Source organism: Metabacillus idriensis, from assembly GCF_050483325.1.
Taxonomy (GTDB): domain Bacteria; phylum Bacillota; class Bacilli; order Bacillales; family Bacillaceae; genus Bacillus_P; species Bacillus_P idriensis_A.
This window is the reverse complement of sequence record NZ_JBCMYF010000008.1, coordinates 292,430-304,236: the sequence shown is the minus strand read 5'-3', so window position 1 is coordinate 304,236 and position 11,807 is coordinate 292,430. Positions and strand designations below refer to the sequence as shown.

At 40.5% G+C, this 11,807-nt stretch carries 12 protein-coding genes; 5 read left to right on the top strand and 7 right to left on the bottom strand.

Annotated elements, in window-relative coordinates; translation table 11 throughout:
* Positions 1-148: 148 nt before the first annotated feature.
* Genes ABEQ24_RS06385 through ABEQ24_RS06375 form a run of 3 tightly spaced genes read left to right on the top strand, consistent with a single transcriptional unit; the run spans position 149 to position 3,012 of the window.
* Positions 149-871, top strand: a complete 723-nt coding sequence (locus ABEQ24_RS06385; protein ID WP_430005982.1) for a (Fe-S)-binding protein — start codon at positions 149-151, stop codon at positions 869-871.
* A 1-nt stretch (position 872) separates the two neighbouring features.
* Positions 873-2,321, top strand: a complete 1,449-nt coding sequence (locus tag ABEQ24_RS06380; RefSeq protein ID WP_430005981.1) for a LutB/LldF family L-lactate oxidation iron-sulfur protein — start codon at positions 873-875, stop codon at positions 2,319-2,321.
* Entirely contained in the window at positions 2,293-3,012 is a 720-nt protein-coding gene (locus ABEQ24_RS06375; RefSeq protein WP_430005980.1) for a LutC/YkgG family protein, read from the top strand. Before ABEQ24_RS06380 ends, ABEQ24_RS06375 begins: the two co-directional genes overlap by 29 nt.
* A gap of 164 nt (positions 3,013-3,176) precedes the next feature.
* On the opposite strand, the gene ABEQ24_RS06370 is transcribed toward ABEQ24_RS06375, so the two are convergent.
* From ABEQ24_RS06370 to pxpB, 5 genes are all read right to left on the bottom strand, one after another.
* Complete coding sequence (locus tag ABEQ24_RS06370; RefSeq protein WP_430005979.1) at positions 3,177-4,052, bottom strand: AraC family transcriptional regulator; 876 nt, start codon at positions 4,050-4,052, stop codon at positions 3,177-3,179.
* 362 nt (positions 4,053-4,414) lie between these two features.
* Positions 4,415-5,605, bottom strand: a complete 1,191-nt coding sequence (locus tag ABEQ24_RS06365; RefSeq protein WP_430005978.1) for an NRAMP family divalent metal transporter — start codon at positions 5,603-5,605, stop codon at positions 4,415-4,417.
* A gap of 21 nt (positions 5,606-5,626) precedes the next feature.
* On the bottom strand, positions 5,627-6,397 hold the full coding sequence (locus tag ABEQ24_RS06360; RefSeq protein WP_430005977.1) for a LamB/YcsF family protein: 771 nt from the start codon (positions 6,395-6,397) through the stop codon (positions 5,627-5,629).
* 14 nt (positions 6,398-6,411) lie between these two features.
* A complete protein-coding gene (locus ABEQ24_RS06355; RefSeq protein WP_430005976.1) occupies positions 6,412-7,407 on the bottom strand; it encodes a biotin-dependent carboxyltransferase family protein in 996 nt (331 codons plus the stop codon).
* Positions 7,404-8,120, bottom strand: coding sequence for a 5-oxoprolinase subunit PxpB (gene pxpB, locus ABEQ24_RS06350; protein WP_430005975.1), 717 nt, complete (start codon positions 8,118-8,120; stop codon positions 7,404-7,406). Before pxpB ends, ABEQ24_RS06355 begins: the two co-directional genes overlap by 4 nt.
* Positions 8,121-8,607: 487 nt before the next feature.
* Between pxpB and ABEQ24_RS06345 the strand changes: the two genes are divergently transcribed.
* Positions 8,608-10,527 (top strand): endonuclease MutS2, encoded by a 1,920-nt coding sequence (locus tag ABEQ24_RS06345; RefSeq protein WP_430005974.1) that lies wholly within the window; start codon positions 8,608-8,610, stop codon positions 10,525-10,527.
* 80 nt (positions 10,528-10,607) lie between these two features.
* Here the strand turns inward: ABEQ24_RS06345 and ABEQ24_RS06340 are convergent, their stop codons facing one another.
* A complete protein-coding gene (locus ABEQ24_RS06340) occupies positions 10,608-10,793 on the bottom strand; it encodes a hypothetical protein (protein ID WP_430005973.1) in 186 nt (61 codons plus the stop codon).
* 103 nt (positions 10,794-10,896) lie between these two features.
* On the opposite strand from ABEQ24_RS06340, the gene ABEQ24_RS06335 reads away from it, so the two are divergent.
* Complete coding sequence (locus ABEQ24_RS06335; RefSeq protein ID WP_430005972.1) at positions 10,897-11,136, top strand: hypothetical protein; 240 nt, start codon at positions 10,897-10,899, stop codon at positions 11,134-11,136.
* Between the two features lie 24 nt (positions 11,137-11,160).
* On the opposite strand, the gene ABEQ24_RS06330 is transcribed toward ABEQ24_RS06335, so the two are convergent.
* Complete coding sequence (locus tag ABEQ24_RS06330; RefSeq protein WP_430005971.1) at positions 11,161-11,727, bottom strand: DUF6944 family repetitive protein; 567 nt, start codon at positions 11,725-11,727, stop codon at positions 11,161-11,163.
* Between the last annotated feature and the right edge of the window lie 80 nt (positions 11,728-11,807).

Sequence of the window (11,807 nt, the reverse complement as noted above, 5' to 3'; positions counted from 1 at the left end):
GCGGAAAGGAACGGACAACATCTATAATCAAAAACAACTATCTATGCGAAAAAAGCCATTAATTTTCAAAATAGGAGACTCACAAAAAAAGGCTGAAAAATAGTGTATAATAAAAAGTAAGAATATTTTGATAAGAGGAGGAGAATTTGTGAAAGTTTCCCTGTTCATCACTTGTTTAGCAGATGTTTTTTATTCAAATGTCGGGAAAAGCACGGTGGAACTGCTTGAAAAGCTGGGCTGTGAAGTTGATTTTCCTAAATCCCAGACCTGCTGCGGACAGCCTGCCTATAATAGCGGGTATCACAAAGAAACGAGAGAAGTGGCAAAACATATGATCAAGGTATTTGAACAATCTGATTATGTTGTAGGGCCATCAGGTTCTTGTGTGGCTATGCTGCATGAATATGAGGAACTGTTTGCAAATGATCCTGAATGGAGAGAAAAAGCTCGTCAGCTTGCTGAAAAATCTTATGAGCTTACCCAATTTTTAGTAGAAGTATTGAAAGTTGAACATGTAAATGCAGCTCTGTCTGCCCATGCAACGTATCATAAATCCTGTCATATGACGAGACTGCTCGGGGTAAAGGATGCACCTGAAACATTGCTTCGAAATGTAAGCGGTTTAAACGTAACGCCGCTGCCGAACAGTCATGATTGCTGCGGATTCGGCGGAACGTTTTCTGTTAAAATGGTCCCGATTTCAGAGCAGATGGTAGATGAAAAGGTAAAGCATATTCAAGATACGGATGCCGAACTTTTAATAGGGGCAGACTGCGGGTGCTTGATGAACATTGGCGGCAGAATCAACCGTAAAGGAATTCCGATTAAAGTGATGCATATTGCAGAAGTGCTGAATAGCGGGGTGAAATGACATGCCAATGAAAATAGGAAATGAAGCTTTTTTCGATAGGGTCGAAAAAGGGGTAAATAACCCGTTTATGAGAAATGCTGTTGCTTCTGCACAAGAACGAATGCAGGGAAGGCGCCTGCAGGCAGCGGAAGAGCTTGGCAATTGGGAAGAGTGGCGGAAACTCGGGGAAGAAATCCGCACCCATACGATGGAAAATCTAGATTATTATTTGGAACAGTTGAGTGAAAATGTAACAAAACGGGGAGGCCATGTCTTTTTTGCCTCAACAAAAGAAGAAGCCAACAAATACATATCAGATATTGCGGTTCAAAAACAAGCAAAAAAAGTCGTTAAATCAAAGTCGATGGTAACAGAAGAAATTCATTTAAATGATGCTTTAGAAAAAGCAGGCTGTGAAGTAATTGAGACAGATCTCGGGGAGTATATTCTTCAGCTTGATGATCATGATCCGCCTTCACATATAGTCGTTCCTGCTCTCCATAAAAACAAAGAACAAATACGTGACACATTTAAAGAAAAACGCGGTTACGACAAATCTGAAATGCCTGAAGAGCTCGCCTTATTTGCGAGGGAGCAGCTTCGCAAGGATTTCCTGAGTGCAGACCTTGGAATCACAGGATGCAATTTTGCTGTAGCTGAATCCGGTTCAATCAGTTTGGTCACGAATGAAGGAAATGCAGGCCTTGTAACAGCCTTGCCGAAAACCCAAATTACGGTGATGGGGATGGAGCGCATCGTTCCTACTTGGGAAGAGCTGGATGTATTAGTCAGTTTGCTGTGCAGAAGCGCAGTAGGACAAAAGTTAACGAGCTACATCACAGGATTAACGGGTCCAAAAGACGATGGGGATGCAGACGGTCCAGAAGAATTTCATCTCGTTATCGTAGACAATGGGCGTTCGAATATATTAGGCACTGAGTTTCAAAGTGCACTTCATTGCATCCGGTGTGCAGCATGTGTAAATGTATGTCCTGTTTACCGGCACATTGGAGGTCATTCCTACGGGTCGATTTATGCGGGTCCGATTGGTGCCGTCCTTTCGCCATTGCTTGGGGGCTATGAAGATTACAAAGAGCTTCCGTATGCATCATCACTATGTGCGGCGTGTACAGATGCCTGTCCTGTGAAAATACCTTTGCATGAACTATTAATAAAACACCGCCGGAAAATTGTTGAAGATGAAGGGAAATCAACATTTGGAGAAAAACTTGCGATGAAAGGCTATCAGCTGGCCGCAAGCTCGCCAAATTTATACGGGGCTGGTACAAAATCAGCATCAGCGGTAATGTCGCCATTTACAAGTTCAGGAAGCATAAAAAAAGGACCGGGTCCAATCAAGCCATGGACAGATGTACGGGACTTTCCTGCTCCAAGTAAAGAGAGATTCAGAGACTGGATGAATGGAAGGGAGGAGCGCAGAAATGATAAAAGGCAGCATACAAAATCGTGATCTTTTTCTTGAAACGGTTGCTGCAAAACTCGGCCGGGGGAGAAGAAAAGCCGTTACTAAACCTGACTGGCCGATCTCCCCTCAATGGGAAGTATTAAAATATGCGAATGCAGATGAGCTGGTGGAGGTTCTAAAAAAGCAGTGCCTGTTAATTCATACACAATTTATCGAAACAACTGCTGCTCAGCTTTCTGATAAAGTGATGCATGTTTTTGAGGAGTATGAAGTGAAATCAGCGATCATTGCTAAAGACAAACGCTTTAAAGAATTTGCTTTAGATAATGAAATTACTAAAGCATGGCCAATGGCTGGCATTCATATTCACGAATGGGATCCCCTTTTAAAAGGGAAAAATATTGAAGCCGCGGAAAAATCCGATATCGGAATCATATTCAGTGACATGACCCTAGCTGAATCAGGAACCGTTGTAGTGTTCAGTGATAAAAACAAAGGAAGGTCCATTAATCTGCTTCCTAAAACCTGTCTTTGCATCATTCCTAAAAGCACGATCGTGCCTCGTTTGACTCAAGCTGCAGAACACATAAGCAGCCAAATTAAAAAGGGCAGCCATTTATCGTCATGTGTTGACTTTATTACAGGACCAAGCAATAGTGCCGATATAGAACTTAATCTGATCGTTGGTGTTCATGGACCAATAAAAGCAACGTATATTGTCGTACAGGATAAATGAAATAAAATAAGCGCTCATATATATTAAGTAGTTCCGTTAGATTAACCTATGTTATTAGAAGCATAAATCAGGATACAAAAAAGGTTGGGGTCAAAATGAATAGAACCCCGGCCTTTTTGAATGAATGTGAGATTTTCAGGAAAATATTTCAGTAAATATATTAGTCATCCAAGTTTGTCGCTATCTTTTTTCTTTACTGCCATCCAAACTTCACTATATACATTTTCTGATGTACCATTATACTTTGTAAAAGAGATTCCAGGCAGTTCTGCTAGTTCATAATCTGAAGAAGGCAGCCATTCTGAATAAATTTTTGCGGTAGTTTCTTGAAGTGCAGCAGAAAACGATCCTTGATTAGGAAAAATTGCCCATAAACTTTCTTGAAGGCTAATTTGTTCTAAATGATCGAACGGATTTTCTTTTGTAGTGGCAAAACCAATCATATGAGTTAAACATCCCTTTTCCTCCAGGTATCCTTCATCAAAATCAAAAGAAACATTCAAAACTTGATGAGGATATAAATCAGCTAATTGATGCATTTCATTTCTTTGTTGATCAGTAATGGAATGGGCTAACTCTATGATCGCTTTATTTTCACCTTCGAACTGAATGGGTACTCTTTTCGAAACACCTACTATATTAAATTTCTCTTTCTTTTCAATTTTGAATTCCATAGATTTGCCTCCTTTTATATCTACATAAAATGAAAATTTGGGAAATGATTTTTGAATTTTATTTTTAGTTACTTCAGAGGGTAAAAAACCACTCCAATCACGAAAGGCTCTTGAAAATCCTTCTATTGATTGATAGCCATATTTATAGGCTATATCTGTTACTTTTGCTCCGTTAATTAACTCAACATTCGCAACCGATCTCCTATTTTTGATATACTCATTCAGTGACATTCCAGCCATATACGAAAACATTCTTTTAAAATGATAATCAGAAAGTCCTGCAATTTTCGAGATATCTTTTCCAGAGATTTCTTCCGCTAAATGTTTTTCAATGTAATCCATTAAAGTATTGAATTCTTGTACCATTCATTTCCCTCCTTTATAAATCCATATTATCGCAGAGATTTAGGATTTACTCGATATTCTTAATACGGCTTTTATCGGATCGCCTCCAATTAACAATTGAATTAGCATTTAAAATCACACGATGAAAACAGTCCTTGTAATTTTCAGATGCTCCTTATTCTGCTTGTTTTAAATGGACTTCTTTATGAAAATTGTTGTACAAATGAAAAAAGCATACCAATTATAATGTAAATTGATATGCTAATTAATATGCTATTTCCCTAGTTTTTCCGCAAAACGGTATTACTTCCTTTTATAAAAAGATGCAGTTTTAGTAATCAGATCTTAACCTTTTTAAAAGGTTTACATACTTTTGATAAATCTTACTTAAATAATTGCGGCAGACCATTAATTAAAGAATATCCGCCCATAATTGCCATGGCAATGACGATAAAGACTCCAAAGATTGTCATCCACATTGGATGCTTATAATCGCCTACGATTTTAACTTTATGTGCGGCAATCAGCATAACTCCAAGTGCAATCGGCAGGATGAGTCCATTTAGGGATCCGGCCAAAATCAGAATTTTCACAGGTTGTCCAATCGATACAAACACAGCTGTTGAAACAGCGATAAATCCAACGATGAACCATTTATGATATTTCTCTATCGAAGGGCTGAACGTTCGGATAAAGGAAACGGATGTATAGGCAGCTCCAACAACAGAAGTAACGGCAGCAGCCCACATGATGATACCAAACATTTTATATCCGACGTTTCCAGCTGCATGCTTGAAAACAGATGCAGGCGGATTTGCAGGATCCAGCTGCAGTCCTTGAGAGACAATTCCAAGTGCAGCTAAAAATAAGAAAATCCGCATGATGGAAGCAATGCCAATCGCTGAAATTGAGCTCTTTGTCACTTGAGGCAAAGCGGCTTTTCCTTTAATTCCCGCTTCAAGTAATCTGTGACCTCCAGCAAATGTAATATATCCTCCAACTGTACCTCCAACAAGAGTGACGATGGCAAGAAAATCAATCTTGTCAGGAATCACTGTTTTAACAGCGGCTTCACCAATGGGCGGCTGTGCAGAAAACATGACATAAATGGTTAATGCAATCATGACAAAACCCATAATTTGAGCAAAACGGTCCATAACTTTTCCAGCTTCACGCACTAAGAAGATTCCAATTGCAACAATCCCGCTTAAAAGTGCGCCAAGCTGAGGGGAAACACCAAAGATCACATTTGTTCCAAGACCTGCACCGCCTATATTTCCTATATTAAAAGCAAGACCTCCGAGAACGATTAAGACAGACAGGAAATACCCAAGACCAGGAAGTACAGCGTTAGCAATATCTTGTGCGGGTTTTTCAGATACAGCAATAATTCGCCAGATGTTTAGTTGTGCTCCAATATCTATGAGAATGGACATAAGAATGACAAACCCGAAACTTGCAGCTAAAAGCTGTGTAAAATGTGTGGTTTGGGTTAAAAATCCAGGACCGATGGCTGAAGTTGCCATCAAAAAGGCTGCGCCAAGCAGCAGGCTGAAATTTGATTGTTTTTTCATGATGAGACCTCCTGAATTTTGTTAAACATGAACACTTCCTGCTTTTTCAATGCTTATTCCTGCATGCTGCAGGGCAACTGATATGTATTTAGCAAATTGAAGAGCGTGAGTCCCGTCGCCGTGTATGCAGATGGTATCTGCTTTAATGGACACGTTTTTTCCTGAAAGGGATGTGACCATCCCATCTTTCACCATTCGTATGACTTGTGCTACAGCCGTTTCTTGATCCTCAATCAAAGCGTGTGGGTCTCGCCTTGCGGTTAACGTGCCATTGTCCTGATAGGTTCTGTCAGAAAAAACTTCATTTGCTGTTTTTAATCCCAGCTTCTCCCCAGCTTTAATTAACTCACTGCCGGCAAGTCCGAATAAAATGAAATTCGAGTCAACTTTGTAGACAGCTTCAGCAATGGCTTCTGATATTTGACTGTTGACTGAGGCCATATTATAAAGGGCGCCATGCGGTTTTACATGCTGAACAGAACCACCTTCAGAGGACGCAAATCCTGACAAAGCTCCGATTTGATAGACAACAAGATCATACACTTCTCTTGGTGTGAGATCCATATTTCTTCTTCCAAATCCGGTTAAGTCATGGAAACCGGGGTGGGCCCCGATTCCAACGCCTTTTTCAATCGCAAGTTTAACTGTTTTTCTCATAGTAGAAGGATCGCCGGCATGAAAACCGCAGGCAATATTTGCTGAAGAAACAAAATTCAATATGTCTTCATCGTTTCCCATTACATAAGCACCAAAGCTTTCTCCCATATCACAGTTTAAATCAACCTTATTCATGTCTTTTTAGCTCCCTAATTCAATTTCAGCATTAAGCCCTGTTTAAAAAGCTGCAGCCTTCTTTCTATGTCTAACAGCAGCTCCTGAGCTTCTTCAAGCGATATTTCCTTGAAACGAACAACTTGACCTGGCTTATATTGGGCAAGGTAGGGCAAATCAACAGAGGCGACCTGTGCGATTTTTGGATAACCGCCTGTAGTTTGTCTGTCAGCCAGCAGGATAATTGGGTTGCCGTCCGCAGGCACTTGGATCGTTCCAAAGCTGACAGCTTCGGATATCATTTCTGTTTTTTCTTCTAATGAAAGCAGCGGGCCGTCCATCCGATAACCCATACGGTCTGAATTTGGTGTAATTTTATACGATTCAGTGAAAATCATGGATTTGCTTTCCTCTGAAAAGTCATCAAATTGACGACCTTTTATAACACGCACGAAGTCGTCTTCTCGCAGAAAAGGAATAAATTCCGGAGATGCTGACCATTCAATTTCTGAATGAGGAGCTGAGTCAAGAAGACTTTCATGCAGTTTAATGGACTGTGCAGACATCTCTCCAATAGATAGTATATCCCCATTCTCGATGGCTCTTCCTTCATATCCGCCAATTCCTGCTCTTAAATAGGTTGATTTGCTTCCCATCACCTCAGGAACGCCAATTCCGCCTGCGACGGCAAGATAGGCTCTGCATCCTTTTTTCGCTCCGCCAAATTTAAGCAGGCCTCCTTTTTTCACAATTAATGGCCTCCACATTTTTGCAGGCCTGTCATTAAGAATGGGAGATAAGTCTCCGCCGCAAATAGATATTAAGGAATCCGACTGAAATTCAAAGTGTGATCCAAGCATTGTCATCTCAATGGCTGCCTCGTTTTCTGAATTTCCTACAAGCATATTTGCGATTCTGTGGGAGAGGGTATCCATTGCACCGCTTGCGATCACTCCGTACTGTTGAGAACCATATCTGCCAAGATCTTGAATGGATGTTAGAAGGCCTGACTTATTGACTTTTATCGTCATATCATGTTCTCCTTTTCTTCAAGAAATTGATCATATGAGATCGGTTTGAACCTAATCACATCACCGGCTTTTAATAGACTTGGAGATTTCCTGTCAGCCTGAAAAAGCTTTAATGGAGTCTGTCCTATTAACTGCCACCCGCCAGGAGTCTCAATCGGGTAGATCCCTGTCTGACTGCCTGCAATTCCTACTGATCCAGCGGGAATTTTTAATCTCGGCGAACTTCTTCTTGGAGCTGCAATCTTATCAGGCATTCCCCCGATGTATGGAAAGCCGGGGGCGAAGCCGATCATATACACTAAATATTCACTGCCTGAATGAGTGCTTATGACCTCTTCGGGCGATAACTTGTTATGCTCTGCTACAAATTCCAGATCCGGACCAAGCTCTCCGCCGTAGCAAACAGGAATCAGAACGGTTCTTCCAACCTCAGATTGTGATTTATCCAGCGTTTTCATCGTTTCTGTTATGTATTCTGAAACAATCTGATAAGGATAGGATTGCTGATGACTTCTGTTTGCTTTTACTTTTAATGGATCATAAATAAGCGTCACCGTCGTAAAGGCAGGAATACATTCAATCAGCCAGTCTGGGGAATGCTTGTCAAAATAGGAGAAAACATGCTGAACGTTTTCATGAGTGTTTTGTTCAATCATTTTTCCAAGTTCAATAATAATAGCGGCATCTCCTAAGGGACTTAGGGTAAATTCCATATCAGCACCTCCTGAAATTGATGGATAAATATGAATAATCAAATCATATTTGATGTAGTTCATCTTATAATAAGAAGGCTTATAATTCAAATGGCACTTTTTAATTGGGGTTTGACAAGACAAGGAAAGTGAAGTAAATTTGAAGTAAGCTTTTCAATTCTCTATACAATCATCCTTAAAAAAGGGGTTTTGTTATATGTTAGGTGCCGTTCTTAACTAATCCGTAATTTCATACGGTCATCACTGTGCTCCGCGTGCAAAACAACAGATTTTGCAATGCTTATTCAACTATGCGCAGATTGATGAGTTAAGAACAAATCATAGCATATGAGAGGTGCCTGCTCAGCTGTGTTTTTATGCACAGTTTTTTATTTGTCCAAAAAAAGGATGAGAGCAGTATGGAGAAAAAGCGCTCTATAGACCATTTCAGCCGCAATGAACGTTTGTTCATTGCGGCTTTTTTCGTTATTAAAGGAGGATTATTTAGATGAACAATCATACAATGAACGTATTAGATTACCTTACTATAAAAGAAACTATCAGCACTTATACGATGACAGATTCAGGCAAGCAGAGGGTACTGGGTATTATGCCGCTGTCTAATGTTAAACAGATTCAGGCACTTTTGTCAGAAACAGACGAGGCTGCAGCCATTCTCGGGAAAAGTTCAAGTGTTCCTATTTCAGGTCTTGAGGGCATTGAAATCATAGTAAAGCAGTTTAATAAAGGTGTTGCCTTAAGACCGCATCACTTTTCACAGCTGCTGTCATTTATAGAAGACGGGTTGAAAATGAAACGTTTCATGAAAGATAAAGTAATGCTTGCACCCCGTGTATCCTCATATGTACATGGAATTGAAGAGCTTCCTGAGATTGCTGCAGAGATCACAAGGTGCATCCGAAACGGGAGAGTTGACGACATGGCGGGAAAAGAGCTGTCTAAAGTAAGAAAACAGCTGGCCATTGCCAATGACCGTTTGAAAGAAAAACTGAACTCCATTGTGAAGTCTCCTAAATATAAGAGCTACTTGCAGGATGCTATTGTAAGTGAACGCGGCGGGCGCTTGTGTGTATCTGTGAAAAGAGAATATAAAGGTAAAATTAGAGGAACGGTCCTGGATGCTTCAGCATCAGGGTCAACACTTTATATTGAACCTGTAGATGCAGCTGCCATTCAGGATCAGATCAATCTATTATTGTCACAAGAAGAACTGGAGTCCGAAAAGATTTTAAGTTATTTAACCGGCCTGGCAGAGTCTCACGAAAAACACCTTCTTCAATCAATCGAAGTGATGGTGCATTACGACGTATTATTTGCAAAAGCAAAATTCAGCCGCATGATTGACGGCAGGTCGCCAGCTGTTCATGAGCAGAAAATGATCAGCCTGAAAAATGCAAGGCATCCGCTTTTAGGAAACAAAGCCGTTCCTCTGTCTTTTGAAATAGGGAAAGATTTTCAGTCCCTCGTCATTACTGGTCCTAATACTGGCGGGAAAACAGTTGTCTTAAAAACAGTAGGTCTTCTTGTATTAATGGCACAGTCCGGGTTTCACATCCCCGCTGATGAGGAAAGCTCAATTGGCATATATCAGCAGATTCTGCTTGATATCGGTGATGGGCAAAGTATTGAACAAAACTTAAGCACGTTCAGTTCACATATGACGAATATTATTTCAATTTTAAAGAAAACAAATGAATATAGCCTTGTATTGCTTGATGAGTTAGGATCAGGAACAGATCCTGGAGAGGGAATGGGGCTTGCAAGTGTCATTCTTCAAAAAATTCATCAAAAAGGTGCTACCTTGCTTGCCACGACACATTACAGTGAAATAAAGGACTTTGCTGAAAAAGAAGAAGGGTTCATAAATGGAGCGATGGATTTTGATATAGAGACACTTCAGCCGACCTATAAACTTAAGATAGGTGTAGGCGGGGAGAGTCAGGCGTTTTCCATTGCGCTCCGTCTAGGCATGCATCCTGAATTAATTGAAAAAGCTCATGCCATCACGTATAAAGAAACAAGAAAGTACGGGAAAGAACAGTATGATCTTTATGAAAAAAAAGAACTGGATAAACAAATTTCCGTCAATCGCTACAATAAAAAGCAGACAAAAGCAAAAGATGCAGAAGTACAGATTTTTATGAAGGGAGACAATGTTCTAATAAAAGCAACAAATGAGCACGGAATTGTATACAGCGGGCCAGATAAAAGCGGAAACTACACGGTCTTTGTAAAAGGGACCAAACAATCCATTAACCATAAACGAATTCAGCTTCATATTTCAGCTGATGAGCTTTATCCGAAAGATTATGACTTTGATATCATTTTTGAATCAGCGGAAAACCGGAAAAAAGCAGCCCAAATGCAAAAGAGACACTCTGACTTGACCATTGAACGAGATCAATAAGAAAAGCAAGGGCTCGTTATGGCTGAGGAGTTGGGCGATGGAGCCAGACATCGAAGCGCATATTTAAAAAGAGAGGGACATCATTGTCCCTCTTCCTCCATTTCCTGATTATCTTCATCTATGATATCGCCGTCTGTTTCTTCTTCGACTTCTTCTTCAACATTATCGTTCATTTCATCTTGCTCTTCCTCACCGCATGCGGTCAGGCCGCCAAGCATGATAGCAAGCGTCATTCCGGCTGTCAGGCATTTCTTTTTCCAGTTCATCTGCTTTGCCCCTCCTTAAAAGAATTTATAGTTTTAAAATACCCAATCTTCCAATCTTCAAACAAAGAATGGAAGGATTGTAATATGAAGGGAGAATAAAAGAATGAAAAATATTGATAAAAGAAACAGATTAAATGATGAGATTTTCAGCTATCACATAACTAAGAATCAAACAGTTCTTATTTATTGGTCCGGTAAACAAATTAAAGTTTTGAAAGGGAAGACTGCAGCTAAATTTATTGCGAATGCAGAGAAAGCAGAAACGGAAAAAGATATTCAGCTTCTGCTGGCTAAAGCAACAGGTAATTTTAAGAGAGGAAACGAAAAGAGAAGTCTTGAATGATGACTTCTCTTTTTATCCATAGCATCATGTTTTATCCGACGTTATGGCATCAGCTGCAAGCAGCGCGCCGACAGCCTGAAGATATCCGCCAAACCAGCTTAGCGCTCTTCCTTTTTCAGGGATCTTCTTTAAAAAATAAATGCCGCTGATCCCATCTACAGCAGCACCGCCCGCAAGTAAAAGATATCCAGCAGTAAGCTGTTTATGCTCGGTGAGATTTTTCTGGGCAGATGCATCTAGCGCTTCTGCGGCCGCTCCGAGTGTCTGTACCGCATTGCCTATGACATCAATATAATGGCCATCCCGCTTTTGGTCATTCAGAAGGAAGACTCTGGAAGCTGCGTTTGCTGAATTTCCTGCTGCCTGAAGCAAGCTGCCAAATACACTTGCTTTCTTTTCCGGACGGCCTGCTCTAGCGATTGACTGAAGGCTATTTCCTGCCGCTTCAATGCCATTGCCCGGGCCGGTCAATTTATAAGAAAGTTTTTCATGGCCAGTCAGATTCAGGCTTTCTCCAGCAGCATTAATGAGTGTACCAGCCACAATAAGCCATGCGCCGACGATATCTAACTCTTTTTCAGTTTCTTTCATACAGGACACCCCGCATCCTTATATGGAGTTTATTAATTACAGCATATGGAATAGATAAAGATTGTTGTTTTGTACAGGAT

Bases quoted from the DNA above. Each gene is read 5' to 3' on its own strand.
- ABEQ24_RS06375 (WP_430005980.1), top strand. From the start codon at position 2,293: ATGATAAAAGGCAGCATACAAAATCGTGATCTTTTTCTTGAAACGGTT.
- ABEQ24_RS06380 (WP_430005981.1), top strand. From the start codon at position 873: ATGCCAATGAAAATAGGAAATGAAGCTTTTTTCGATAGGGTCGAAAAA.
- pxpB (WP_430005975.1), bottom strand. From the start codon at position 8,120: ATGGAATTTACCCTAAGTCCCTTAGGAGATGCCGCTATTATTATTGAA.
- ABEQ24_RS06345 (WP_430005974.1), top strand. From the start codon at position 8,608: ATGAACAATCATACAATGAACGTATTAGATTACCTTACTATAAAAGAA.
- ABEQ24_RS06365 (WP_430005978.1), bottom strand. From the start codon at position 5,605: ATGAAAAAACAATCAAATTTCAGCCTGCTGCTTGGCGCAGCCTTTTTG.
- ABEQ24_RS06330 (WP_430005971.1), bottom strand. From the start codon at position 11,727: ATGAAAGAAACTGAAAAAGAGTTAGATATCGTCGGCGCATGGCTTATT.
- ABEQ24_RS06355 (WP_430005976.1), bottom strand. From the start codon at position 7,407: ATGACGATAAAAGTCAATAAGTCAGGCCTTCTAACATCCATTCAAGAT.
- ABEQ24_RS06335 (WP_430005972.1), top strand. From the start codon at position 10,897: ATGAAAAATATTGATAAAAGAAACAGATTAAATGATGAGATTTTCAGC.
- ABEQ24_RS06340 (WP_430005973.1), bottom strand. From the start codon at position 10,793: ATGAACTGGAAAAAGAAATGCCTGACAGCCGGAATGACGCTTGCTATC.
- ABEQ24_RS06360 (WP_430005977.1), bottom strand. From the start codon at position 6,397: ATGAATAAGGTTGATTTAAACTGTGATATGGGAGAAAGCTTTGGTGCT.
- ABEQ24_RS06370 (WP_430005979.1), bottom strand. From the start codon at position 4,052: ATGGTACAAGAATTCAATACTTTAATGGATTACATTGAAAAACATTTA.